This window comes from Pseudoclavibacter sp. Marseille-Q434, assembly GCF_050315415.1.
In the GTDB taxonomy this organism is placed as follows: domain Bacteria; phylum Actinomycetota; class Actinomycetes; order Actinomycetales; family Microbacteriaceae; genus Pseudoclavibacter.
Genome location: NZ_JBNPQH010000001.1, coordinates 192,832 through 217,603, shown reverse-complemented (window position 1 = coordinate 217,603; position 24,772 = coordinate 192,832). Strand labels below are relative to the sequence as shown.

The window sequence follows — 24,772 nt, the reverse complement described above, 5'->3', positions numbered from 1 at the left end:
GCTGTTTAGGTGGAGGGGTGTCATCCCCCAGCAGCTCAGACGTCGTCGACGACCTCAGTCGAACCATTCGGATTGCGAGCGTTCCCGCGGGACACGTCTACGTCAGGCACCTCTCGGCCGTCACGCCAGACCCATCGCGCGCAGCGATCCTCCGACTCCCGGACCCCCACCCCGACGGCTCCGCTCGAGTTGCAGCCGAGCGCTGGTGGCCCCCCGTCATGCTCGAGCCGTCCTGGATCGAACAGCACGCCGACGAGTTCGACGTCTTCCATGTGCACTTCGGATTCGACGCACTCTCGCCGGACGTCCTCACGGAGCTCGTGGATGCGCTCCGCCGCGAGGGCAAGCCGCTCGTGTACACCGTGCACGACCTCACGAACCCACACCACGCGACGCCTGAGGCCCACCTCGCTCACCTCGACATCCTGATCCCCGCGGCGGATGAGCTCATCACCCTCACGGAGGGGGCCGCGGACGAGGTCGAACGACGGTGGGGCAGACGACCGGCCGTGATCCCGCACCCGCACATCGTCGAGCCTGCTGAAGTCGAGACCGCTCTGGCTGGGCGGGTGGACACACGTGGCGAGTTCCATGTGGGCGTGCACGCGAAGAGCCTGCGCGCGAGCATGGAGCCGCTGCCCGTGATCGAGGCGCTCGTCGAGCTGGCGCGTGTCGAGCCGTCGATCGTCGTCCACGTCAACGGGCACCGTGAGATCCTCGAGCCGGGTGGGGCCAAGTACGAAGAGGCGCTCGCCTCGCGCCTGCGGGAGCTCGCGGACGCGGGCCACATCGAGCTGCGCATCCACGATTACCTGAGCGACGAAGAGCTGTGGCGCTACCTGGCCTCGCTCGACGCGTCGGTGCTCCCCTATCGCTTCGGGACGCACTCGGGCTGGCTGGAGGCGTGCCTGGACCTCGGCACGGCCGTCATCGCCCCCGATGTGGGCTTCTACGCCGATCAGGGGCCCGTCTTCACCTACCGGCGCGCGGCTGACGCACTCGACGCCCGTTCGCTGCGTGATGCGGTGCTCGCCGCGTCACGCGCCGTCGCGCCCCGCCACGCCCCCGAGTTCCGGGCGTCGCAGCGAGATGAGATCGCCGCCGCGCACGCGGACATCTATGCGGCGGCGCTGACCCGAGTGCGGGTGACCCAGTGAGGCTCTGCGTCATCGGCCCCTCGCGCTTCCCCATCAGCGAGCCCTTCGCCGGCGGGCTCGAGGCGCATACGCACGCGTTGATCACGGCGCTCAAGCGCCGCGGGCACCAGGTGACGCTGTTCGCGGCACCCGGTTCGGACCCCAGTCTCGGCGTGGAGTTCCTCGACGTCGCGGACTTCTCCATGAGCGAGACTGCGAGGCGCGACGTCGGAGCGATGCCGGCCGAGTGGATGCGCGAGCATCACGCCTACCTGTCGCTCATGGTCGGTCTCGCACGGAACTCGAGCGACCGATTCGACGCGGTCCTCAACGTGAGCATCCATCACCTCCCGGTTGCCATGTCGGGACTGCTCGATGTTCCCGTCGTCACCACGCTGCACACTCCTCCCGTCGGTTGGATCGAATCGGCGGTTCGGGTCGACGGGTCTGCCGGCACGTTCGTCGCGGTCAGCTCCCACATGCGGGAGGCGTGGTCGGACAGCATCGACTGCTCGGTGATCCTCAATGGCGTGGACACCGAGCGCCTTCGTCCGGGCGACGGAGGCGGGCCCGCGTTCTGGTCGGGGCGCATCGTGCCGGAGAAGGGGCTCGAGTTCGCGATCGACGCCGCGAACCTCGCGGGCGTCCCGCTGGACATCGCGGGGCCCGCCTACGACAGCGACTACTTCGAGTCTGCGATCGGCCCACGTCTGGGCGAGAGCGTCCGCTACCTCGGGCACCTCGACCACGATGTTCTCTTCGAGCATCTCCGTCGGGCGAGCGTCACGCTCGTGACCCCGCGCTGGGACGAACCGTACGGGCTCGTGGCCGCGGAGTCGCTGGCGGCCGGCACCCCCGTCGCCGCGTTCGATCGCGGCGCGCTGCGCGAGATCCTCGACGACCGCAGCGGACGGCTCGCCCCCGGCGACGACATCCACGCGCTCGCAGCTGCACTGCTGCAGGCGGCGAACCTGCCCCGAGCAGGCGCGCGGGAACGCGCGGAGACCTTCTGCTCGCTCGAGCGGATGGTGGACGAGTACGAAGCGCTGCTGCGCTCGGTGACAGAAGGGCGGGTAGCCGCATGACCATCTCGGGAGCGAACGGTCCGAACGCCGGTGATTCGGCGGTCACGGGCACCATCGGCTACTACGTCCACCATCAGGGCGGCGGGCACGCGCGCCGTGCGCTTGCCATCGCCCGCGAATGCTCGATGCCCGTCACCGGACTCTCGACGCTCGCCAAGCCCGACGCCTGGCTCGGACCCTGGATTCGCCTGGAGCGCGACGACATGGCGCTCTCGCCCCTCGAGCCGACGGCGAACGGCGCGCTGCACTGGGCGCCCGTCGACGACGAGGGCATGCGGCGCCGCATGGCCCGCATCTCCGCCTGGATCGCTGAGACCGCACCCACCGTCTTCGTCTCCGACGTCTCCGTCGAAGTTGCCGCGCTGGCCAGACTCCACGGGGTTCCAGTCGTCTCGGTGGCACTCCCCGGAGTGCGCACCGACGCGCCGCACACGCTGGGCTTCGGCCTGTCCGACGCGATCCTCGCGGCCTGGCCCGTCGGCATCACCGGAATGCTGCCAGGCGTTCCGTCCCACATCGAAGCGCGCATCCATCAGGTCGGTGCGATCTCGGCTGCGGAGCGAGGCCACAGCGCCGGCCCTGGCCCCATCAGACGAGTGCTCGTGCTCGCCGGTTCTGGCGGCGGCGGCATGACGTCGGCGCAGATCCGCGAAGCGAAACGGCAGACGCCCGGGGTCGAGTGGGACGAGATCGGGACGACGCCCGGCAACCGCGTCGCCGACCCCGGCCCCCGCATCCGCGAGGCGTCGCTCGTCATCACGCACGCGGGCCAGGGCGCGATCGCGGACGTCGCCGCGGCGCAGGTCCCCGCGATCGTCGTACCCCAGCCCCGGCCCCACGACGAGCAGATCACCTCCGCGCGCGTGCTCGCGGCGACGCCGAACCTGCCGGTCATCGTGGCCGAGACGTTCGACCGCGACGACTGGGCGGGGCTCCTCGATGCCGCGTCCGAGCTCGACGGCAGGCAGTGGGCGACGTGGAACGACGGCGGTGGCGCGTTGCGAGCGGCCGCGCTGCTCGACCGGATGGCGAGCCGATGAAGACCGCGACGATCACGCTGGCGCACGGGCGCCATCGCCACCTGCTCGAGCAGCGACGGGGGCTCCTCCGGCAGTCGGTACCCGCGGACGACGCCATCGTCGTCGCGATGGGCGACCCGCAGATCGCGGAGCTCATCTCCGACGGACTGCTGCCGGGAACAACCGTCGAGATGCCCGCGGACGCGAACGGGCTCCCCCTCGCCGCCGCCCGCAACGAAGGGGCGCGGATCGCACTGGAGCGGGGTGCCGAGCTGCTCGTGTTCCTCGACGTCGACTGCATCCCCGGCCGTGGGCTCGTCGAGGCCTACCAGGACGCGGCGCAGGATCCCCGCTGGGCGTCGAGCCTGCTCAGCGGCCCGGTCACCTACCTCGAGCCCCCTGGGCCGAACGGCTACGACGCGGAACGCGTGGAGCTGAAGGACGCCCCGCATCCCGCTCGCCCCGCCCCGGCGGCTGGCGAGGTGCAGCTCGGTGACGATCGCAACCTCTTCTGGTCGCTCTCCTTCGCCGTGACCGCCGACAACTGGCGCCGCATCGGCGGCTTCCACGAGGGCTACCGCGGGTACGGCGCCGAGGACACCGACTTCGCGCGAGTCGCGGGGAACCTGGGCGTGGGGCTCGCCTGGGTCGGCGGTGCCCGCGCCTACCACCAGTGGCACCCCACCTCGAATCCGCCGGTGCAGCACCTCCACGACATCGCGCGCAACGCGAACCTGTTCCGCGAGCGCTGGCGGGTGTGGCCGATGGTCGGCTGGCTGCAGGCGTTTCGCGAGCTCGGCCTCCTCGAGGGCGGTCTCGGCGACGAGCCATGCGTCGTCGTCCAGGAACCCGGCCAGCCGCGGAGTGCTGAGCTCGAGCACAGCGACAACTCCTAACCTGCTGACATGGCTCTGCGCGTCTGGGAGTTGACGAGCGTGCGACGGACGATCGCCGTGGCGATGGCGGTCGCGACCGCCGTGCTGATGCTGTGCGGGTGCGGGATGAGCGTCCCGACCGACCCGGACGGGACCCTCGATCGAGTTCGTGGCGGTGAGCTCCGCGTCGGCGTCTCCCACAACCCGCCGTTCACGGGGATCGCTGAGGGCGCGGACCCGACGGGCGTCGAGGTCGAGCTCGTCGAGGGATTCGCCGACGAGCTCGGCGCCTCGATCACCTGGGTGGACGGTTCCGAGGCCGCCCTCGTCCAGGGCCTCGAGGACGGCACGCTCGACCTCGCGATCGCCGGCTTCCGCGACGACTCGCCCTACGTCGACGAGGCCGGTTCGACGCAGCCGTTCCTGGAGACCGAGGACGCCGCGGGCGGCAAGGTATCCCACGTGATGCTCACGCCCATGGGCGAGAACGCCTACCTCGTCGAGCTCGAGACGTACCTTGCGGAGGCCACCTCATGAGCGACTCCCACGACGAGGTCCGCAGGAAGGCGATCCGGCTCGAGTGGATCACCATCGGCTTCCTGGCCGTCACGGTCACCCTTGTCTACCTGGTGCTCGGCAACTCGCAGGCCATGAAGGCCGCCTGGCTCGAGGACCTGCTGTCGTTCATCCCGCCGTTCGCGTTCCTCATCGCCGCTCGCATCAGCCGGAGGGCTGCGACCGTGGAGCATCCCTACGGCTACCACCGGGCCGTCGGCATCGGGCACCTGGTGTCCGGCATCGCACTGACCTCGATGGCCGTGTTCCTGATCGTCGACTCGAGTTCCGGGCTGCTCGCACAGGAGCACCCCACGATCGGTTCAGTCGAGCTGTTCGGGCGGCAGATCTGGCTCGGCTGGCTGATGATCGGCGTCATGATCTTCATCGCGTGGCCACCGGTCATCATCGGGCACCACAAGATGAAGCTCGCCGCGAAGCTGCACGACAAGGTGCTGTACGCGGACGCCGACATGAACAAGGCCGACTGGCAGACCGCGGTCGGGTCGGCCGTCGGGGTCGCGGGGATCGGCATCGGCCTCTGGTGGCTCGACTCCGTCGCGGCGCTCTTCATCTCGGCGAGCATCCTGTACGACGGTGTTCGGAACCTGCGCATCGCGGTGCTCGACCTCATGGATGAGCAGGCACGCACCTACGACGGCGAACGCCCGCACCCGCTGGCGGGACAGCTCAACACGTTCGTGGAGGCACGAGACTGGGTGGCGCAGGTCGGGTGCCGGGTGCGAGACCAAGGGCATGAGCTGCAGGCGGAGGTCTTCATCGTGCCTCGCGACAGCGCCGCGCTCGAGTTGGCGGAACTGCATCGACTCACGGAGGATTGTCGTGGGCTCGACTGGAAGCTGCGGGATGTTGTCCTCGTTCCGGTCGCCGAGATCCCGCCGTTCGCGTACCGGGAGCTGAAGCCCGTCGATTCGTCCCCAGAACCTCAGGAGCACGCGTGAGCTACTTCGCCTTCCTCGCCATCGGCCTAGTCGCGGGGGTGGTCGCGAAGCGCTTCCTCCCGACTCGCCGTCGGGACGACTGGATCGCGCCGCTCTTCGTGGGCGCGCTCGGCGCGCTCTTCGGAGGCTGGCTCGGCAGCGTGCTCTTCTGGAGCAGCACGAGCGACCCCTTCTCGTTGCCGAACTGGACCTCCGCGATCGTGGGTGCGATCGCCGCGCTCGCCGTCTTCCTCGTGGTCGTGAGGCTCACCGCGCCGCGCAACGACTGAGCCACGCTCAGCGGTTATGCCGGCGGCCCGCGGCGGACTTCTGGTCGTCATTCCGCGGTCTTAGGGACCGCAACTCAGCCCTGGGCGGGCGGGCGGCGCGGGCGCACGACGACGCGGACGATGAGGCCCGCGACCAGCGCCCAGAACGCGGCGCTGACCCCGCCGATGGCGATGCCGGATGCGGCGGTCGCGAACGTCACGACGGCGGGGACGAGCTCCCCGGTCTCTGCCAACGCTGCTTTGAGCGAGCTCGCGAGCGTGCCGACGAGCGCGAGCCCGGCGACGGCGGCGATGACACCAGCAGGGGCGAGCAGCACGAGCGCCCCGAACGCGGCGGAGGCGACGCCGAGCACGATGACGACGACCCCGTTGGTGACGCTCGCGATCCAGCGCCTCGAACGGTCCTCCCCGGCCTCCGGACCGGCCGCGAGGGCGGCGCTGATGGCGGCCAGGTTGACGGCGTGCCCACCTGCCGGGGCTCCCGCGACCGTGCCGATGCCCGTCACGATGAGGGAGCGACGCCACGGGACGTCGTAGCCGAGCCCCTTCATGACGGCGACGCCTGGCACGTTCTGGGAGGCCATCGTCACGAGGTACAGGGGAAGCGCGATGCCGATCATCCCGGTGACGGAGAACTCGGGTGCCGTGAACTGGATGCGCGGCGCCAGGTCGGCGGCGTCGAGAGAAGCCCCGGAGGCCACGATGTGGACGCCGATGACGATCGCGGCGACGAGGAACGCGATGGGCGCGGCCCAGCGCGGCAGGAAGCGCAGCGCGAGCAGCCACGCGACGACGACCGGCGCGACGGCCAGCGGGTTCTCGGCCATGCCGGTGATCGGTCCGAGGCAGAGCTGGAACAGCACCCCTGCGAGCATCGCCTGGGCGACGGAGACGGGGATCCGCGCCACGAGTGCACCGAGCTGTGGAATGAGGCCGGTGACGATGATGAGGATGCCCGTGACGAGGAACGCGCCGACGGCCACTGGCCACCCGCCCTCGAGCGTGCCCGTCGCCGCGAGCAGCGCCGCTCCGGGCGTGGACCAGGCGACCGTGATGGGCAGGCGGGTCCAGCTCGCGAGGAGGATGCAGCCGAGGCCCATGGTGACGCTCACCGCGAGGAGCCCGCTCGACGCCTGGTCTGCGCTGGCACCGACAGCGGTCAGACCGGTCAGCACGACGATGAACGAGCTCGTGAACGCGACGAGCGCGGAGACGACGCCGGCCGAGATGGGGCGCAGGATGCCCTCGCGCGGCTCGACGGTGCTGCTCATCGTGGGGTCCTCGTCTCGTCCGCTCGCGCATCCCGCGATCTGCAGTTCAGCGTAGAGGCAGGGCGCGGGCCAACGAAACCGCGGGAAGCCGCGGTCGACGGGACCGGTTACGCCTGTGTGGCCAGCCAGTCGGTGAACCCCGGGCCGGCGATGATGGCGTTCTGGCCCGGCAAGCAGGCCCCGTCGGCCATTCCCTCGCTGGCGCGGACCCCGATGACCTCGACTTCGACGCCGCGTGCCTCGGCGACGCGGCGCACGAAGTCGGTCAGCTCGCCGGACTCGGGGCCGGCAAGCTCGACCATGGCCTCTGGGACCCTGTCGTCGGCGAGACGGACGAGGAGGCGTGCGATCTCCGAGATCGCGACCGGCTGGGTCTTGAGCTCTGGGATGACCACCTTGTCGCCGTCACGGTTCCAGTCGAGCATCTGACCTGGGAACTCGAGGAACTGGGCGGCTCGCAGGATGCGGGCGGCGGGTCCACGTTCGATGGCGGTCCGCTCTTGGGCGAGCTTCGCGACGTAGTAGCCGTAGTCGGGGACGTGGTCGATGCCGATGATCGAGAGCGTCACGCTGCGGGTGACCCCGGCTTCCCGAGCCGCGTCGCCCAGATTTCCGGCGACGGTCGTGAAGAACTGCGTTGATTCCGTCTCATCGAGGGTCGGGCTCTGGGTGACGTCGACGACGGCGTCGACGCCCTCGAGACGGCCCGCCAGACCGTCAGGGGACGTGAGGTCGACCCCGTTCTGACGTGACAGCTCGAGGACGTCGTGCCCTGCAGCGAGAGCTTCTCTGACGACGTGCCGCCCGACGAGACCTGTGGATCCGGCAATTGCGATGCGCATGGTGCTTCCTCCCATCTAACTCGGACAAATCTTGTCCGTCATCACGAGCATACACAGACATTTCATATCCGAGTATCATGAGCTGCGTGAAGATGTCCGCGGGGGTCGAGTGGGGACTGCACTGCTGCGCCGTCCTCAGCGCCAGCGAGTCCCCGGTGCCCGTCGCGCAGCTCGCCGAGCTCCACGGCGTCTCGAAGAGCTACCTCGCCAAGCACATGCAGGCGCTGTCGAAGGCTGACATCATCGCGGCCGTCGAGGGGCGCGATGGCGGCTACCGACTCTCCCGAAGCCCCGAGGACATCTCCGTCTACGACGTCGTGCGAGCCATCGATGGACCGGAGCGGGCATTCCGATGCACGGAGATACGCCAACAGGGCCCCCTCGCCTCGCCACCCGAGGCGTGCACCACCCCCTGCGGCATCGCGAAGGTCATGGCGAAGGCCGAGATCGCCTGGCGTGACTCGCTTCGCGGCGTCTCGATCGCAGACCTCGCAGCAACGGTCGACGATGCCACACCCGGTGCGTGGGACGGCGTTCGCACCTGGCTGTCCGCGGGCTGAGACTCGCGAACCGAGGAGAACGAGCCCCGCCCGGGTCAGAAGAGCGTCGGCTGCACCAGCTCGACGGGCAGGAGCCCCGTGAGGGTCACGCTGGCCGACTCGATCTCGGTCGCCTTCGAGGCGACGAGCAACCGCTCAGCCACGGGCATCCACACGTCGAACGAAGCGCTCGAGTCGATGCCCTGATACCTCTCGCGGATCGGGGCGAGACCGGTCGGGCGCAGCTCCAGCTTGATGCCGGTCGCGCTGAGGCCGGCGCGGGTGGCTCGATGGCAGACGCGTTCGACGCACCCCTCGACGACCTCGACGGGCGTGCGATCCGCGCGCGCATACCCGGACGTCGACGACTCGGAGGTGAGCGACGTGCGATGCCTGATGGGCGAGATCATGGCCTCGTCCGTGCCGGCGCGGATGCGCCACAGCCGCCTCGCCATCGCCGTGCCGCACACGCGGAGGAGCTCGTCGCGCGGGATGACGTCGACGTCGCCGATGCGCGCGACGCCCAGCTTGATGAGCCTCGCCTCGGTGCGGGCTCCGATGCCCCAGACGTCGCCGATGGGCAGCTCCGTGCGCAGCTCGAGTTCGCGCGCCGGGTCGATGACGTGCACACCGTCGGGCTTCGCGTTGCGTGACGCGAGCTTCGCCATGAGCTTCGTGCGGCCGATGCCGACGCTGACCGGGATGCGCAGTTCGGTGGCGGCACGCCGTCGCAGCTCGTGCGCGACCTCGAGCGCCCCCTCCGGCGTGGTGGCTCCGACGTCGAGGAACGCCTCCTCGATCGAACCGGGCTCGATACCCCTGGCGATCGAGTCGAAGAGCGCGAAGAGCGCATCCCCCACCGCTTCGACCTCCTGCCGGTAGGACTCGACGAGGAGGATGCGGGGGCACAGCTCTCGGGCTTCGGTCACGAGCATGCCCGCGTGGATGCCGTACTCGCGGGCCGGGTAGTTGGCGCTCGCGATGAAGAGGTGCGCCACTGCGGCGACGGGCTTGGCCGCGAGCTCCGGCCGATCCCGCAGCGCGACCGACGCGAAGAACGCATCGGCGTCGGCATGGAGCAGGTACGAGTTCATGACCACGCCATCGTACCTATGTTCTAGGCCACATTCGAGGGATGCGCGCGTCGCGTGTCACCATCCTCGCTCGTGAGCCAGACGAGGCGTAGTGTTATTGCAATTGCAATCGACGGGGAGGCATCATGCGCGAACGGTTCGCGACGATCGACTACCACACAGCCGGCGAGCCGTTCCGGATCGTCCCGGATCTCGGCATCGCGATCGACGGTGATGACGTCGCCAGCAAGCGCGTCTTCGCCGCAGCGTCCCCCGAGGTCGACCGCGCTCGTCGTCTCCTCTGCTTCGAGCCGCGAGGGCACGCCGATATGTACGGCGGCTTCATCGTCGAGCCGGACGACGCCGGCGCTCACCTCGGGGTGCTCTTCTGGCACAAGGACGGCTTCTCGACGGCCTGCGGGCACGGCACGATCGCGCTCGGCGTGTGGGCGATCGAGAGCGGGCTCGTGACTGCCGACGAGAGCGGGACGACGGACGTCGTCATCGACGTCCCCTCGGGAAGAGTGACGGCCCGGGTCCGCACGGACCAGGCTGGAACGGTCACCGGAGCCGACTTCATCAACGTGCCCGGGTACGTGCTTGCTCGACGTGTGCCCGTGCAGACATCCCGCGGTGAAGTGCTCGCCGACATCACCTTCGCCGGGGCCATCTACGCCCAGGTCGACGCGACCGCGGTCGGGCTGTCCATCGAGCCGGAGGACGTGAGCGAGGTCATCGCGTTCGGCCGCGAGGTGAAGTGGCTCCTGAACGACTCGGCGCACGCCGAGCATCCGAGCGACCGACGCCTGAACGGCATCTACGGCACGATCCTGTACTCGGACCACAGCGCGGACGGCGTCGTGCACCAGCGCAACGCGACGGTCTTCGCAGACGGAGAGCTCGACCGCTCTCCCTGCGGGTCCGGCACATGCGCGCGGGTCGCCACGCTGACCGAGGAAGGCATCCTGCCCGTCGGCGGAGAACTGGTGCACGACTCGATCGTCGGCTCGAGATTCCTGGCGCGGGTCGTGGCGGAAGGCGTCGAAGCCGGGCACCGGGCGACGACGACGCAGGTCTCCGGCATCGCCCACAAGACCGGGGAGCATGTGTTCGAGGTCGACCCTCGCGACGAGATGACCCCCGGGTTCGTGCTGCGATGAGCGCCGGCATCCCGTTCCTCGACGCGAGCGATGTCGAGGCCCTGCTCACGCCCACGGCGGCCGTGGATGCGCTGCGCCGCGCCCTCGCGGGCGGCTTCCGTCCCGAGACCGACCACGCGCGCATCTTCGAGCAGCTCGATGGCGGCGAGTTCCTGCTCATGCCCGCGGAGACGGCGACAAGCACCGGCATCAAGGTGCTCACGATCGCGCCGGACAATCCCGCGCGGGGCCTCGCGCGCATCCAGGGCCTCTACGTGCTGTTCGACTCGGCGACGCTCAGCCCTCGCGCGCTCATCGACGGTCCCGCGCTCACCGACATCCGCACCTCGGCCGTCTCGGTCGCGGCGATCAGGGATGCGCTCGAGCGCGACTCCGGAACGCTGGACATCGTCGTGTTCGGAGCGGGCCCACAGGCCCGAGCGCACGTGCGGACGGTCCGCGCGGTGCTCGAGGGCACTCGACTCGTGGGCAGCGTCACCTCGGTGGTCCGCTCCCCCGCCCGCGTGACGACGGGTGCCGACTTCGATGCGGTCGTGGCGGCGGGCACCGAGGAGGCCGGAGCCGCGACCCGTGCCGCGGGGCTCATCCTCTGCACGACGACCGCCTCGACTCCGCTGTTCGAGGACGATGTCGTGCGCGACGACGCGGTCGTCGTCGCCGTGGGCTCGCACTCGCCGGATGCGCGCGAGCTGCCGGGGGCCCTGCTCGGCCGGTCGGACGTGATCGTGGAGGACATCGGCGCGGCGCTCCGCGAATGCGGCGACGTGGTGCTGGCGATCGACGAGGGGCACCTCGCTGCCGACGATCTCATCCCGATGGGCGACCTCGTGCGAGGCAGCCGCGGCCTTCGCGGCGGGCGGCCCGTCGTGTTCAAGAGCGCCGGCATGTCGTGGGAGGACCTCGTGCTCGCGCAGGCGATCGCCGACGCCGATGGGCGCCGAGGATGAGCTCGGCTCCAGCACGGCCGTCAGGCGCCGAGCCTCCCCCGGGGGCGGGGCGCCGGGATTCCGTTCGCCAGCGGGTGGCGGCCGAGCTGCGGGCGGCGCTCATCGGCGGCGACCTCGCGCCAGGCCAGGTCTACTCGGCGCCCACCCTCGCCGCGCGCTTTGACTCGTCGGCGACCCCCGTGCGCGAGGCGATGCTCGACCTGGCGCGCGACGGGATGGTCGAGGTCGTTCCGAACACAGGCTTCCGGGTGACGGAGGTCACGCGCGCGGAACTCGACAACCTCGCGGAGGTGCGCCTGCTGCTCGAGGTGCCTGTCATGGGCGACATCGCCGAGGTCCGCAGCGACGACGACGCCGCGCGCATCCGATCGCTTCGCCCTCTCGTGGAGGCGATGAAGCAGGCGGAGAAGGCCAACGACATGGTGGCGTACCTCACGGCCGACACCGAGTTCCACACCGCGTTCCTCGCCGTGCACGGCAACCCCGAGCTCGTGCAGATCGTGCGCCGCGCCCGCGAGCGCAGCCGCCTCCACAACCTGGTGCCCCTCGCCGAGGCTGGCCAGCTCACCGCATCCACCCTCGAGCACGAGCAGATGATCGAGGCGGCCCTCGACGGCGACCGCGAGCGGATGCAGGAGATCGTCGCGCGGCACATCGGGCACGTGCGGGGCGAGTGGGCGCAGGCGTGAAGAGGCCGGCAGCATGCGCTGCCGGCCTCGCCTCGGACGTCAGTCGCGGCGCTTCTTGCCTGACACCTCGAAGTTCGTCTCGCGCGTGGTCTGGAACTCGACGTTCTTCGGCCGGTACGAGCGCACCCGTCCGACGATCGTGAAGGCGATGACGCCTGCCAGCACGATGTAGAGCGCGACGGCGATGGGACTCGAGAAGAAGACCGAGTAGTCGCCGCCTGAGCTGAGGAGCGCGTCCCGCACGTTCGTCTCCATGAGCGGCCCGAGCACCATCCCGATCATGAGTGGTGCGAGCGGGATGCCGAAGCGGCGCATGGCGAAGCCGAGCAGGGCCAGCAGCAGGAGCATCCAGAGGTCGAAGATCGAAGCGGACGTCGCGAAGATGCCCATCGCGCAGAACACCGCGATGCCCGGGTACAGGTACTGCTTCGGGATGTCGGCGAGCTTCGCCCAGAGCGGCGCGAGCGGCAGGTTGAGCAGCAGCAGCACGATCATGGCGATGAAGAAGCTCGCGAGCAGGCCCCAGACCAGGTCGGGTGCCCGCTCGAAGAGCAGTGGCCCAGGCTGGATGCCGTACTGCTGGAAGGCCGCGAGCATGATCGCCGCGGTCGAGGAGACCGGGAGGCCGAGGGCAAGCAGCGAGGCCATGGCGGTGCCCGTCGTCGCGTTGCCTGCCGCTTCCGGCGCGGCGAGACCGCGGATGGCGCCCTTGCCGAACTCGGGATCCTTCCGGCGGCTGTCGATCTTCTTCTCCAGGCTGTAGGCCATGAACGTCGGCACCTCAGAGCCGCCAACGGGGATGACGCCGAAGGGCAGGCCGATACCCGTCCCTCGGATCCACGCTGGGAGCGCATTGAAGAACTCGACGCGTGAGAGGCGCGGCGTGCGGCTCGACATCATCGAGACGTTCGCCGGCTCGCGGCGGGCTCGGGAGGCGACACGGAAGACCTCGCCGAGCGCGAGCACGGCGACCGTCACCGTGACCAGTGAGATGCCGTCGAACAGCTCGGGCACGCCAGCCGTGAAGCGCTCCGTGCCCGTGACCGAGTCGATGCCGATGACGGAGATGCCGAGCCCGAGCGTGAGGCTCGCCAGTCCTGCCACCACCGACTCGGCGACGATCGAGGACGTGGCGATGAACGCGAAGAGGGCGAGGGCGACGTACTCGGCTGGCCCGAAGTTCGACGAGAGCTCCGCGAGCGCCGGTGCGAGGAAGACGACCGCGATCGAGGAGACGAAGCCACCGATGAATGCCCCGATGGCCGCCGTGGCGAGTGCCTGTGGCGCCCGCCCGGCCTTCGCCATCGCGTGCCCCTCGAACGTCGAGGCGATCGCCGACGACGAGCCTGGCGTGTTCATGAGGATGGCCATCGTGGAGTCGCCGAAGAGGCCGCCGAAGTAGACGCCGGCGAAGAGAATGAACGCCCCGGTCGGGTCGAGCGCGAACGTCATCGGCAGCAGAAGCGCGACCGCCATGGATGAACCCAGGCCGGGGAGGACGCCGACGGCGGTGCCGAGGAGGCAGCCGATGAGCACCCACATGAGGTTGATCGGGGTCAGCGCCCCTTCGAAGCCGCCGAGGAGGCTGTTGATGATGTCCATGTCAGATCCCTCCGCCGAAGATCGATCCGGCTGGCAGGTTCACCGAGAGGAGTCCGGCGAACAGCAGATACAGCACTGATGAGAAGGTGAGCGAGACGAGGATGTCCCGCACGGGACTCGGCGACGCGAACGCTCGCGCCATGGTCCAGAACAGTAGGCCGGCCGCGATGATCCAGCCGAGCGGCTGCAGCAGCAGGATGAAGGCCACGAACCCGCCCACCGCCCACGCGACGCGGGACCAGTCGCTGTACCAGCGCGGACCGCCCTGGCCGAGCACGCTGATCTCCGCGGTGCGGAGGTCGCTGTGCACGTCCTCCGGCAGCTGCGGCTTGCGGATGATGCCGATGGCCAGCAGAACCGCGAACAGGTAGAGGAGCGCGATGATCGCGCCGGGGAAGAACCCGGGGCCGGGTGGGTCCGTGTCCGGTGCGACGTCCATGGTCACCTGGCCGTAGAGGAGGTAGCTCGCGAAGGCGGCCAGGATGCCGGGGAAGATGAGCCCGGATCGGCCGGTCCACCATCTCTGCTGGGCTCCCCCGGTGTCGAAGTCGTCGAGATGCGTCTCGGTGTGTGCGGTCACAGTCCCAGCTCCTCAAGCAGTGCCTCGGTTCGGGCCATGTCTTCGACAAGGAACGCGTCAAGCTCCGGTCCCGTCAGCCAGGAGTCCTCCCAGCTCAGACGAGTCAGCACTTCCTGCCACTCGTCGCTTTCCCTGAGCTCGCTGAAGATCTCGAGCTGCTGTTGGAAGGCCTCGTCGCTCACCCCCGGGGCCGCGAGGAGCCCGCGCCAGTTTGCGACCTCGACGTCGTACCCCTGCGACATGATCGTCGGGATGTCGACACCCTCCAGCTCCTCCGCCCCGCTGACCGCGAGCGCACGCACTCGACCGGCCTCGATCTGGTCGGAGACATCGTTGTAGCCGGTGGCGACCGCGTCCACCGTTCCATTGAGCAGCGCCTGGATGGCCTCTCCACCGCCCGACTTCGGGATGTACGTCAGCTCCGCAGGCTGGATGCCAGCGGCCTGCGCGAGCTCGGCGATGAGGAGGTGGTCGATGGTGCCGGCGGAGCCGCCCGACCACGGGATGGACTTCGGGTCGGCAGCCCACGCACCCACGAGCTCCTCGAGGGTCGTGTACGGGGAGTCGGCCGGCACGATGATCACGTCGTAGTCCTCGGCGAACTTCGCGACCGGCCGGACGTCGTCGAAGCCGACCGGTGAGTCGTTGAGCGCGATGCCGCCGGTCATTCCCGACCCGGTCACGAGGAGGGTGTCGCTGCGGCCCGTCATCGTCGTGAACGTGCCGAGCCCGATCGTTCCGGCGGCACCCGGGATGTTGACGACCTGCACGTTGCCGACGAGGCCAGTCGCACGCAGCGCCTGCTGCTGCTCGCGGGCGAAGCCGTCCCAGCCGCCTCCAGGACCGGCTGGAGCGATGAGCGTGAGGTTCGCGCTGACGTCCTCCGCTGCCGATGAACGGCTGATGGAGAGCGCCGTGGCCGAGGCGACGATCGCGACGGCACAGACTCCGACGACGACGTTCACGACGCGTCGGAGCGGTGTTCTGGGTGTCTTTGACATGAAACTCCGTTGTTTCCTGTGGGGAGGGTGGCGTGGGCGGTTCAGCCCGTTGGTGTGGTGAGGACGACGACGCCGTCCTCATCGGCGGCGAGGAACTCCCCCGGTCGGAACACGACCGAGCCGAACTCGACCTCGACGTCCCGCTCACCGAGGCCGTTCTTCGTCGAGCGCCGCGGGTTCGTGCCGATCGCCTTGACGCCGATGGGCAGCGCGGCGAGTTCCTCGGTGTCTCGGACGACGCCGTTCACGACGAGCCCCGCCCAGCCGTTGGCCGCGGCCCTCGCGACCATGTTCCCGCCCGCCATCGCGGCGTGCAGCGACCCTCCGGCGTCGACGACCAGCACGCGGGCGTCGCCAGGCTCCTCGACGATGGCCTTCAGCTGGAGGTTGTCGACGGGAGAGCGGAACGTCGCGATGCGTCCGGAGAACCGAATAAGTCCGCCGAGGTCGCGGAGCTGCACGTCGCACGACTGGATGCTGTCCTCGTGCTCGTCGACGAGATCGGTTGTGCTCACGTGGGTACTGTCTGCCATCTTCATTCGCCCTTCTCGGAGGTTGCCAGGTTCTGCTCGTGGCGCGAGGCCGCCCGCTCGAGCGCGTACGGCAGCACGCCGCCCGAACGGAGGTAGCGCTGCTCGAGCGACGTGTCGACGCGTGCGCGCACGGCGAACGAGGTGACCGCACTGGTCTCTGGATGCACCGCCACCACCTCGAGACGGTCGGGCACGTCGGCGTCGACCGCGAGGCCGCGGATGCTGAAGCGCTCGCTGCCGTCGAGCCCGAGCGTGTCGGCGTTCGTCCCCTCCTCGAACTGCAGCGGGAGCACGCCCATGCCGACCAGGTTGGAGCGGTGGATGCGTTCGAAGGACTGCGCGATCACGGCCCGGACCCCGAGCAGGCGGGTGACCTTCGCGGCCCAGTCGCGGGACGACCCGGTTCCGTACTCACGCCCGGCGAGCACGATGAGCGGCACCCCCGCGTCGGCCGCGGCGTCTGCGACCGCGTGGATCTCGCGGATCGGCGCCGTCGCCGCCGGCTCCCCCGCGAGGAAGTCGCGGGTGCTCCCGCCGTTGCCTGCTGGCACCAGGCGGTTGACGAGGCGGGTGTTCGTGAACCCGCCGAGCTTCATGACGCGCCAGTTGCCGCGCCGCGAGGCGTAGCTGCTCAGGTCGCGGGCCCCTACCCCGAGCTCGGTCAGGTGTCGGCCCGCCGCACTGGCCGCTGGGATGCGCCCGGCTGGGCAGATGTGGTCGGTCGTCACCGAGTCCTCGAGGAACATGAGCACTCTCGCACCCTCGATGTCGGCGCTGCCCGCGGCGTCGTCGAGCTCGAGGAACGGCGGCCGCTGCAGATAGGTCGAATCCTGATCCCAGTCGAAGCCGTCGCCGCCAGGAGCATCCAGCCCCTGCCAGTTCTCGTCGCCGTCGAAGATGGTCGAGTAGGCGTCGGTGTACATCTCGGGGTCGATGGAGCTCGAGACGGCCTGCTGGATCTCCTGGTCACTCGGCCAGATGTCGGCGAGGTAGACCGGGGCCCCTGCCGCGTCGTACCCGAGCGGGTCGCGCGTCAGGTCGACGTGCATCGTGCCGGCGAGCGCGTAGGCGACGACGAGCGGCGGCGAGGCCAGGAAGTTCATGCCGACGTCGTTGTTGATGCGGCCGTCGAAGTTGCGGTTGCCCGACAACACGGAGGCGACGACGATGCCGTCCTGCTCGATGCCGCTGAGCACCTCGGGAAGGAGATCGCCCGAGTTGCCGATGCAGGTCATGCAGCCGAACCCGACGAGTCCGAAGCCGAGTTCCTCGAGCGGCGACATGAGCCCCGCCTTCGCGAGGTAGTCGGTGACGACTCGAGACCCGGGGGCGAGGCTCGTCTTCACCCACGACTTCGACCGCAGCCCGCGCGCCCTGGCGTTTCGCGCGAGCAGCCCAGCCGCCATCATGACGGCCGGGTTCGACGTGTTGGTGCAGGAGGTGATGGATGCGATCGCGACGGCGCCGTCCGGAACCGCACGCTCACCCTCGTCGGAGGTGAGCGGCGCGACCTGGTGCGCCTCCGCGAGGGCACGCGCGGTCGCGCTGGGCGCACCTGCCAGCTCGATGCGGTCCTGCGGGCGCCGCGGGCCGGCCAGGCTCGGAGTGATGCCGTCGAGGTCGACGACGACCCGACGGTTGTACTCGGCAGGGTTGGCGGGGTCGCTCCAGAGCCCCTGTGCCCGAGCGTAGGTCTCCACGAGGCTCGCCTGCCGCTCGCTCCTCCCCGTCATGAGCAGGAACTCGATCGTCGCGTCGTCGATCGGGAAGATCGCCGACGTCGAGCCGAACTCCGGGCTCATGTTGGCGATCGTGCAGCGCGTCGCGAGCGAGACCTCGGCGACGCCCGGCCCGTGGAACTCGACGATGTTCCCGACGACGCCAAGGGCGCGCATCCGCTCAGTGAGCGTCAGCACCAGGTCCGTCGCCGTCACGCCTGGTCGGAGGCGCCCGATGAGCTCGACGCCCACGACGGGCGGAATGAGCATCGTGACGGGCTCGCCGAGCATGGCGGCCTCCGCCTCGATGCCGCCGACACCCCACGCCAGCACCGAGAGTCCGTTGACCATCGTGGTGTGGGAGTCGGTGCCCGCGACGGTGTCGGGGAATGCCCGGCCATCGCGCACCGTGACGACGTCGGCGAGGTACTCGACGTTGACCTGGTGCATGATCCCGGCGCCCGGCGGCACGACCTCCAGCCCCGAGAAGGCCTCACGGCCCCACTTGATGAAGCGGTAGCGCTCGGCGTTGCGCTCGTACTCGCGGCGCACGTTGAGTGCCGGGGCATCCGGCCGTGCGAAGAAGTCGGTGACCACGGAGTGATCGACGGTCAGCTGCGCCGGAACCTCGGTGTCGAGCAGCGCTGGGTCCATGCCTCTGGCCGCGAAGGCGTCTCGCATCGCCGCCAGGTCGGTGAGCACGGGCACGCCGTTCGTGTCGTGCAGGAAGACGCGGGAGGGGTGGAAGGCGATGTCGTGGGTGCCAGCTCCCCCGGAGACGAGCGCGTCGATGTCGCCTCGCGTCACGACTTCGCCGTCCTGATGCCTGAGCAGATTCTCGAGGATGATCCGGTGCGCGAACGGCAGCCGCTCCGCCCCGGGGACCGCGGCGATGGGCCAGATCTCGAGGTCGCCGTATGCGGTGGCGAGAACCGTCGTCGTCTCGGTGTCCGTCAGCACGCTTCCTCCGTCTCATTCCACGTTGTAGGTTATAGGCTCGATGCTACATGATGCCGTGGGAGTTGCTACCATCGGCATATGCCCGCCCCTGCATCCCCGCTGCAGCCGCTGTTCCGAAGCAAGAGCGAACTCGCCTACGAGGAACTCCGCCGCCGCATCCTGACCGGCGTCATCGAACCGGGTGAGGTCATCGGGCAGACGAAGCTGGCCGCCGAACTCGGCCTGAGCACGACCCCGCTGCGGGAAGCCCTCAAACGCCTGTCCACCGAAGGACTCGTGGAGCTCGGCTCGCACCGGGACGCCCGGGTCGTCCCGCTCTCCCAGGCGGAGGCGCAGAACCTGTACGAAGTGCGCGCCGCCGCCGACCCCCTCGCGTGCGGTCTCGCAGCGGAACGAAGAGACGACGCGGACATCGCGCGCATTGATGCGGCACTCAGTGAGCTCGAACCACTCACCGGGGTCGCTTCCCCGGAAGCGCTTGACGCCCACCGCCGCTTCCACCTCGCCATCTACGAGGCCGCCGCCAACCCGACACTCCTCGGCATCCTCGAGGGACTCTGGGACAAGACCGACCTCTACCGACAGCGGGCGCTGCGCGCCTGGTCCCCGACGGCGGAGGACCGGGCACGGGTGCACCGGCAGCACACTGCCCTCCGAGACGCGATCGTCGCCGGCGATCCGGAGCTGGCCCGCGAGCGCTCCCGCAAGCACATCACGCACAGCCTCGGGCGTCGCGCGATCGGCACCCTCGAGCCGAGCGCTGCGCGCGACTCCGAGACCGCGGAGTGACGCGCGCGACGGAGGTGCGCTGAATGCCGGGCACACCCGGCTCGCGGTGGCCGTGGATCATCGTGCACGCCGTGCTCATCCAGGTGCTCACGTATGCGGTTCGCCCCGGGCTCTCGTTCGCCGTGCTCGAAGCGGGCGGCCAGGAGGCCGTCATCGGCCTGCTCGCGACGTCGTTCGCGCTCCCGGCTCTCCTCCTCGCCCTGCCCGCCGGCCGGCTCACGGATGGGCGCGGCGAACGCACCATCGCGGTGCTCGGCAGCGTCCTGCTCATCGCCGCGATCGGCATCGCGCTGGTGTCCCTGCAGAGCGTCGCAGGCCTCATGGTCGCGGCCCTCGTCCTCGGCGTCGGACATCTGCTCAGCATCATCAGCGAGCAGACCGCAGTCGCCAATCGCTCGAAGGTGGGGTCTCGGGAGTCGGCGTTCGGGCTCTACACGCTCGCCGCATCCATCGGCCAGACGCTCGGCCCGCTGCTGCTGGCCATCCCGAACCCCGCCGGCCCTGGCCCGAACCTCTCGCTCGTGTTCTGGTGCGCCATGGGAGCCGCCGTCCTGCTCGGCGTCGCCAGCCTCTTCCTGGGGAGCGGGTCGCGAGGCGCCAGCACCGCGAAGCGGCCGGGGTCGTTCGCGTCGAGCCGGAAGATCCTGCGCGAGCCAGGCGCGTTCCGGGCGGTCGTCGCGGGCGGGATCGCCATCGCCTCCGTCGACGTGACGCTCGCGTTCTGGCCCGCGCTCAGCACGCAGCCCGGTATCTCCGCGGCGCTCGTGAGCCTCATGCTGACGAGCCGCGCCCTCGCGACGCTCGCCTCCCGGGCGGCCCTCCCCGCGCTCAGTCGACGGCTCTCCCGGCGCATGCTGCTGCTGATCTCGCTGGGAGCGGCTGCCGTGACTCTCGCCCTCACGGGCCTCCCGATCGGCCCGATCTGGCTCGTCGTCGCGGCCGTGCTCTACGGGTTCGCGATCGGTGTCACGCAGCCCATCACGATGGCCTGGCTCACCGACGTGGCGCCGGAGGATCAGCGCGGCCTCGCTCTCTCGCTCCGACTCGTCGGCAACAGGCTCGCGCAGTCGCTCATCCCGGCGGGGGCTGGGCTCCTCACCCCGCTCACCGGGGGCGGCGGGGTGCTCGTCGCCATCGGCGCCTCGCTCGCGGCCGCCGCCACGGTCGCCTACACGCAGAAGAAGCGGGAGTAGCCGGCGGCAAGTGCCGCCCCGTTCAACCGAAGAACCCCGGTGCCCACCTCGAGGGCGCATCCTCGAGGTGACCACCGGGGTCTCCGCTCTGTCGCCCCGCGCCGCCGACGACGTGGCGGCGCGGGAACTCTAGACGCCCGCGGGCTCGCGCTTCCCGAGGCGAACCTTCTTGACGGCGCGTTCCGTCTCGAGGTCGTTGTCGCTGTACCCGAAGAAGTAGGTGAGCGTGAACGAGACCACGAGTGCAGCCGTGGAGGCGATGAGGAATCCGAAGAAGCTGTGGTCGAGCCCTGCAGGGTTCACGAACGACGGGAAGCCGACGAACGCTCCCGTGAAGCCGTACATGTTCACATCCATGAGCCCCGTGAGGAAGCCGCCGACCGCGCCACCGGCGGACGCGGTGATGAAGACTCGACCGTACTTGAGGTTCAAGCCGTACATCGCCGGTTCCGTGATGCCGCAGAACGCCGAGATGGTCGCGGGGCCCGCGAGGGTCTTGATCTTCTGGCTGCGCGTGCGGATCCAGATCGCCAGCGCGCCGCCACCCTGCGCCACCATGGTCGCCGAGATGATCGCGTTGAGCGGCGACGAGCCGTCGATCGCGATCTGCGAGGCGACGAGCGGGATGACCGCCCAGTGCAGGCCGAAGATGACGAGGCACTGGTAGAGGGCGCCGATGATGAGGCCAGCGATCGCGTAGTTGACCTCGAGCACGCCGTTGATGCCGTTCGCGATGCCGCCCGAGATGGTCATGATGATGGGGCCGAAGACCACGAGCATGACGGTCGAGATGATGAAGACCTCGAGCAGCGGTGCGAAGATCATCCGCACGACCGCCGGAATGTACTTCTTGAGCTGCGGCTCGAGCAGCGACGCGAGGTAGGCGGCGACGATGATCGGGAAGATCGAGTACGCGTAGGCGTTGCCCTGCGGCAGCGCCACGGGGATGCCGAAGAAGTCGGCGTTGAAGATCGTGTTGCCGAGCTGGCTGACGACCGTGTAGCCATCGGCCGCAGGGTCCGACATCGAGACGACCGAGGGGAACACGAGCACGCCGCCGATGATGGCGACGATGATGGGGTCGGAGCCGAACCTGCGTGCCGCCGTGAACCCGATGATGATGGGCAGGAAGTAGAACATCGACGACGACATCGCGTCGATGAGCGCGTAGGTCGAGCTGTCGCTCTCGACGACCCCGAACTGCGTCAGCAGGGCCAGGATGCCCTTCAGGATTCCGGATGCGGCGAGCAGCCCGATCACGGGGATCATCGAGCCGGTGATGACGCCGATGAGCGAGCTGAAGCCGAACTGGAACCACCCGACGATGGTCGTCGGCCGCTCGACTGTCTCGTCGTCAGGCGACGCCTCCCCCGTGCCGCCGATGACACGGACCACGGCGTCGTAGACGTCTTCCACGGCCGGGCCGATGACGACCTGGTACTGGCCGCCGGCCTTGATGACGTCGATGACGCCATCGAGGTTCTTGACGAGGTCGTCGTTGGCCGCTTCCGTGTCCTTCAGCGTGAAGCGAACGCGGGTGATGCAGTGGACGACGTTGCGGATGTTGTCCTTGCCGCCGATGCCCTCGACGATGTCGTAGGCGAGGGCGTCGAATCCGGTCGCGCCGGAGGGGTGCCCGGTGGCCACGGCGGTCTTCGCAGTCGCGGGCGAAGCCGCGCTCTGCGCTGACGCCTCCGTGGTTGCCGTTGCCGCTGGCGCCGCCGCTGGCGCATCCGCATCCTGCTCGGGGATGTCGAGGGTCGCAGCCCGCTCGCCGAGCCCGATGGGGCCGGTCGCGGCTTCGACGGAGCCCTTCTTCTGGGCCAGGTTGAGGAAGATCACCATGGTCATGGTGCTCTTGCCCGCGGCTTCGACGGCAGCGAGATCCATGCGCCCGAGCGGCTGCCCGGCCTCGACGCGGTCGTCGACGTCGACGTGCATCGCGAAGGGCGCGCCCTCGAGCTCGACCGTGTCGATGCCCATGTGCACGAGCACCTCAAGGCCGTCGTCGGTGCGGATGCCGAAGGCGTGCGCGGTCTTGGCGACCATGATGACGGTTCCGCTGCACGGCGCGACGACATCGTCTGCGTTCGGCGCGACGGCGAACCCGTCGCCCATGGCCTTCGAGGCGAACATGGGGTCTGGGACATCGGTGATGGCGACCATCGTGCCGGCGAGCGGCGCGACGATGCCTCCGCTGAGTTCGGTCTGGGACATTGCTGCTCCTAGCTTTCGGAAGGTTCGAGGAGGATCGCGAGTGCCTCGTACGGCGCGAGCTCGACGTCGGGCGAGCTCGGCGCGGCGGCGCGGTCGATGGTGGAGATGAGCACGCGACCCGAAGTGAACTCGGCCGGCACGTCGATGCGCGTGGGGCTGTCGAGGAAGTTCGCGAGGACGAGCAGGCGCGTCTCGCCGAGCGTGCGCTCGTAGGCGAAGACGTGCGGGTGCTCTGGCGCATACCCGGCTATCTCGCCGTGGCTGATGACGGGGTGCGCCTTCCGCAGCTCGATGAGCCGGCGGTAGTGGGGCAGGATGCGCCCGTTCCGCTCCTCGGCAGCCACGTTGATGAGCTCGGCGTTCGTGGGCCGGAGCCACGGCGTGCCCGAGGTGAAGCCGGCGGTTGGGCCGGGCTCCCACTGCATGGGGGTGCGGGCGTTGTCTCTGGCCTTCGCGCGGACGATCTGCAGTGCGTCCTCGTCGGACAGGCCGGTGCCGACAAGCGCCGTGTGCGCGTTGATCGCCTCGACGTCGACGTAGTCGTCGATCGACGTGTACTCGGGGTCGGTCATGCCGATCTCCTCCCCCATGTACACGTACGGCGTGCCGCGGAACAGGTGCAGGAGCGTGGCGTGCATAATCGCCGACTCGACCCGGAACCGGCCCGCGTCACCGAAGCGGTTGAGCGCGCGGGGCTGGTCGTGGTTGTTCCAGAACAGCGCGTTCCAGCCGCCGCCAGCCTGCATGCCGTCGGCCCACTCCATGAGCACACGGCGCAGCGCGTCGAGCTCGAAGCGCCCGACCGACCACTTCTTGCCGTCGATGTAGTCGACCTTGAGGTGGTGGAAGTTGAACACCATGGAGAGGGCCCCGGATTCGGGATGCGAGTACTCGACGCACCGCTCGATCGAGGTCGAGGACATCTCGCCGACCGTGACGCATCCTGCATCCTTCCCGTAGGAGGCCTCCGCCAGCTCGCGCAGGAACGTCGTGACGAGCTCGCCGTCGGTGTACATGTACCGGTCGTCGGCACCCTCGGGCGCCGAGGGCAGGTCGATGGGCTTGGAGATGAGGTTGATGACGTCGAAGCGGAACCCGCGCACGCCCTTGAGCCGCCAGAACTCGACGATCTTGGCCATCTCGCTGCGCACTCGAGGGTTGTGCCAGTTGAGGTCCGCCTGGGTGCGGTCGAAGAGATGCAGGTAGTACTCGTCGGTGTCGCCGAAGCGGTCCCACGCCGCTCCCCCGAACTTGGACACCCAGTTGTTCGGGGGGCCGCCGTCGGCGCCCGCCGGCCGCACGAAGTAGAAGTCGCGGTATTCGTCCTCGCCCGCGAGCGCACGCTGGAACCACTCGTGCTCAGTGGACGTGTGGTTGAGCACCATGTCGAGCATGACGTCGATGCCCGCTGCCCTGAGGCCGGCGACGAGCTCCTCGAAGTCCGCCATCGTGCCCATCTCGGGGTCGATGCGGTAGTAGTCGGAGATGTCGTAGCCGTTGTCGGCCTGCGGCGACGCGAAGAACGGGTTGAACCAGACCATGTCCACGCCAAGCGACGCGATGTACGGGATCTTCCGGATCACACCGCGGAGGTCGCCGACGCCGCTGCCCGTGGAGTCGAGGAAGGACTTCGGGTAGATCTGGTAGACGGTGCTCTGCTGGAAGCCGCCGTTGGATTCAGTACGCATCGGCAGAAGCCTAGGACCGGGGCCGACGCGATTCGGGGCGCTTGCGTGACTGTTGCGTGCCTTTGCGCA

23 protein-coding genes are annotated in these 24,772 nt (G+C 69.5%); 13 read left to right on the top strand and 10 right to left on the bottom strand.

From position 1 onward, the window contains the following. The first annotated feature begins 17 nt into the window (after positions 1-17). The 7 genes from ACQFZP_RS01055 to ACQFZP_RS01025 are packed head-to-tail and all read left to right on the top strand — an operon-like array spanning position 18 to position 5,901. Positions 18-1,157: a glycosyltransferase gene (locus ACQFZP_RS01055; protein WP_307852713.1), complete on the top strand. Its 1,140-nt coding sequence runs from the start codon at positions 18-20 to the stop codon at positions 1,155-1,157. Further along, positions 1,154-2,221, top strand: a complete 1,068-nt coding sequence (locus tag ACQFZP_RS01050) for a glycosyltransferase (protein WP_211890073.1) — start codon at positions 1,154-1,156, stop codon at positions 2,219-2,221. The genes ACQFZP_RS01055 and ACQFZP_RS01050 overlap by 4 nt, the downstream gene beginning before the upstream one ends. Further along, complete coding sequence (locus tag ACQFZP_RS01045; RefSeq protein WP_211890072.1) at positions 2,218-3,261, top strand: glycosyltransferase; 1,044 nt, start codon at positions 2,218-2,220, stop codon at positions 3,259-3,261. The genes ACQFZP_RS01050 and ACQFZP_RS01045 overlap by 4 nt, the downstream gene beginning before the upstream one ends. Then, on the top strand, positions 3,258-4,136 hold the full coding sequence (locus tag ACQFZP_RS01040; protein ID WP_211890071.1) for a glycosyltransferase family 2 protein: 879 nt from the start codon (positions 3,258-3,260) through the stop codon (positions 4,134-4,136). The genes ACQFZP_RS01045 and ACQFZP_RS01040 overlap by 4 nt, the downstream gene beginning before the upstream one ends. A 9-nt stretch (positions 4,137-4,145) precedes the next feature. Beyond that, on the top strand, positions 4,146-4,652 hold the full coding sequence (locus ACQFZP_RS01035; RefSeq protein WP_249311988.1) for a transporter substrate-binding domain-containing protein: 507 nt from the start codon (positions 4,146-4,148) through the stop codon (positions 4,650-4,652). Then, the gene (locus ACQFZP_RS01030; protein ID WP_211890070.1) at positions 4,649-5,632 is read left to right on the top strand and encodes a cation diffusion facilitator family transporter; all 984 of its coding nucleotides are present in this window, start codon (positions 4,649-4,651) and stop codon (positions 5,630-5,632) included. The genes ACQFZP_RS01035 and ACQFZP_RS01030 overlap by 4 nt, the downstream gene beginning before the upstream one ends. After that, positions 5,629-5,901, top strand: a complete 273-nt coding sequence (locus ACQFZP_RS01025; protein WP_211890069.1) for a GlsB/YeaQ/YmgE family stress response membrane protein — start codon at positions 5,629-5,631, stop codon at positions 5,899-5,901. Before ACQFZP_RS01030 ends, ACQFZP_RS01025 begins: the two co-directional genes overlap by 4 nt. A 74-nt stretch (positions 5,902-5,975) precedes the next feature. Here the strand turns inward: ACQFZP_RS01025 and ACQFZP_RS01020 are convergent, their stop codons facing one another. Together ACQFZP_RS01020 and ACQFZP_RS01015 are read right to left on the bottom strand one after the other, a co-directional pair. After that, positions 5,976-7,172 carry a benzoate/H(+) symporter BenE family transporter gene (locus tag ACQFZP_RS01020; RefSeq protein WP_211890068.1) on the bottom strand — a complete coding sequence of 399 codons (1,197 nt, stop codon included), beginning with the start codon at positions 7,170-7,172 and terminating at the stop codon, positions 5,976-5,978. Positions 7,173-7,279: 107 nt separating this feature from the next. Then, positions 7,280-8,014 carry an SDR family oxidoreductase gene (locus tag ACQFZP_RS01015; protein WP_211890067.1) on the bottom strand — a complete coding sequence of 245 codons (735 nt, stop codon included), beginning with the start codon at positions 8,012-8,014 and terminating at the stop codon, positions 7,280-7,282. Between the two features lie 92 nt (positions 8,015-8,106). On the opposite strand from ACQFZP_RS01015, the gene ACQFZP_RS01010 reads away from it, so the two are divergent. After that, positions 8,107-8,574 carry an RrF2 family transcriptional regulator gene (locus ACQFZP_RS01010; protein WP_249312076.1) on the top strand — a complete coding sequence of 156 codons (468 nt, stop codon included), beginning with the start codon at positions 8,107-8,109 and terminating at the stop codon, positions 8,572-8,574. Between the two features lie 35 nt (positions 8,575-8,609). Here ACQFZP_RS01010 and ACQFZP_RS01005 read toward each other — a convergent pair whose 3' ends face one another. Further along, positions 8,610-9,647 (bottom strand): DNA polymerase IV, encoded by a 1,038-nt coding sequence (locus tag ACQFZP_RS01005; RefSeq protein ID WP_104312515.1) that lies wholly within the window; start codon positions 9,645-9,647, stop codon positions 8,610-8,612. 125 nt (positions 9,648-9,772) lie between these two features. Between ACQFZP_RS01005 and ACQFZP_RS01000 the strand changes: the two genes are divergently transcribed. The 3 genes from ACQFZP_RS01000 to ACQFZP_RS00990 are packed head-to-tail and all read left to right on the top strand — an operon-like array spanning position 9,773 to position 12,422. Next, positions 9,773-10,786, top strand: a complete 1,014-nt coding sequence (locus ACQFZP_RS01000) for a proline racemase family protein (protein WP_104312516.1) — start codon at positions 9,773-9,775, stop codon at positions 10,784-10,786. Beyond that, positions 10,783-11,733, top strand: coding sequence for an ornithine cyclodeaminase family protein (locus ACQFZP_RS00995; RefSeq protein ID WP_211890066.1), 951 nt, complete (start codon positions 10,783-10,785; stop codon positions 11,731-11,733). Before ACQFZP_RS01000 ends, ACQFZP_RS00995 begins: the two co-directional genes overlap by 4 nt. Then, positions 11,730-12,422, top strand: a complete 693-nt coding sequence (locus ACQFZP_RS00990; RefSeq protein WP_211890065.1) for a GntR family transcriptional regulator — start codon at positions 11,730-11,732, stop codon at positions 12,420-12,422. Before ACQFZP_RS00995 ends, ACQFZP_RS00990 begins: the two co-directional genes overlap by 4 nt. Positions 12,423-12,461: 39 nt before the next feature. Here the strand turns inward: ACQFZP_RS00990 and ACQFZP_RS00985 are convergent, their stop codons facing one another. Genes ACQFZP_RS00985 through acnA form a run of 5 tightly spaced genes read right to left on the bottom strand, consistent with a single transcriptional unit; the run spans position 12,462 to position 18,816 of the window. Continuing rightward, positions 12,462-14,024, bottom strand: a complete 1,563-nt coding sequence (locus ACQFZP_RS00985; protein WP_104312519.1) for a tripartite tricarboxylate transporter permease — start codon at positions 14,022-14,024, stop codon at positions 12,462-12,464. A gap of 1 nt (position 14,025) precedes the next feature. Continuing rightward, positions 14,026-14,604: a tripartite tricarboxylate transporter TctB family protein gene (locus ACQFZP_RS00980; RefSeq protein WP_104312520.1), complete on the bottom strand. Its 579-nt coding sequence runs from the start codon at positions 14,602-14,604 to the stop codon at positions 14,026-14,028. Beyond that, positions 14,601-15,605 (bottom strand): Bug family tripartite tricarboxylate transporter substrate binding protein, encoded by a 1,005-nt coding sequence (locus ACQFZP_RS00975; RefSeq protein WP_104312521.1) that lies wholly within the window; start codon positions 15,603-15,605, stop codon positions 14,601-14,603. Before ACQFZP_RS00975 ends, ACQFZP_RS00980 begins: the two co-directional genes overlap by 4 nt. A 41-nt stretch (positions 15,606-15,646) precedes the next feature. Continuing rightward, positions 15,647-16,120, bottom strand: coding sequence for a ribonuclease E activity regulator RraA (rraA, locus tag ACQFZP_RS00970; protein ID WP_258066212.1), 474 nt, complete (start codon positions 16,118-16,120; stop codon positions 15,647-15,649). A gap of 20 nt (positions 16,121-16,140) precedes the next feature. Further along, positions 16,141-18,816 carry an aconitate hydratase AcnA gene (gene acnA, locus ACQFZP_RS00965; RefSeq protein ID WP_211890063.1) on the bottom strand — a complete coding sequence of 892 codons (2,676 nt, stop codon included), beginning with the start codon at positions 18,814-18,816 and terminating at the stop codon, positions 16,141-16,143. Positions 18,817-18,894: 78 nt separating this feature from the next. Between acnA and ACQFZP_RS00960 the strand changes: the two genes are divergently transcribed. Both ACQFZP_RS00960 and ACQFZP_RS00955 read left to right on the top strand, forming a co-directional pair. After that, positions 18,895-19,605, top strand: coding sequence for a GntR family transcriptional regulator (locus tag ACQFZP_RS00960; protein WP_104312524.1), 711 nt, complete (start codon positions 18,895-18,897; stop codon positions 19,603-19,605). Between the two features lie 23 nt (positions 19,606-19,628). Continuing rightward, the gene (locus ACQFZP_RS00955; RefSeq protein WP_211890062.1) at positions 19,629-20,798 is read left to right on the top strand and encodes an MFS transporter; all 1,170 of its coding nucleotides are present in this window, start codon (positions 19,629-19,631) and stop codon (positions 20,796-20,798) included. Positions 20,799-20,927: 129 nt separating this feature from the next. Here ACQFZP_RS00955 and ACQFZP_RS00950 read toward each other — a convergent pair whose 3' ends face one another. Both ACQFZP_RS00950 and ACQFZP_RS00945 read right to left on the bottom strand, forming a co-directional pair. Continuing rightward, positions 20,928-23,015, bottom strand: a complete 2,088-nt coding sequence (locus tag ACQFZP_RS00950) for a glucose PTS transporter subunit IIA (RefSeq protein WP_211890061.1) — start codon at positions 23,013-23,015, stop codon at positions 20,928-20,930. Between the two features lie 8 nt (positions 23,016-23,023). Next, positions 23,024-24,703, bottom strand: a complete 1,680-nt coding sequence (locus tag ACQFZP_RS00945) for an alpha,alpha-phosphotrehalase (RefSeq protein ID WP_211890060.1) — start codon at positions 24,701-24,703, stop codon at positions 23,024-23,026. Between the last annotated feature and the right edge of the window lie 69 nt (positions 24,704-24,772).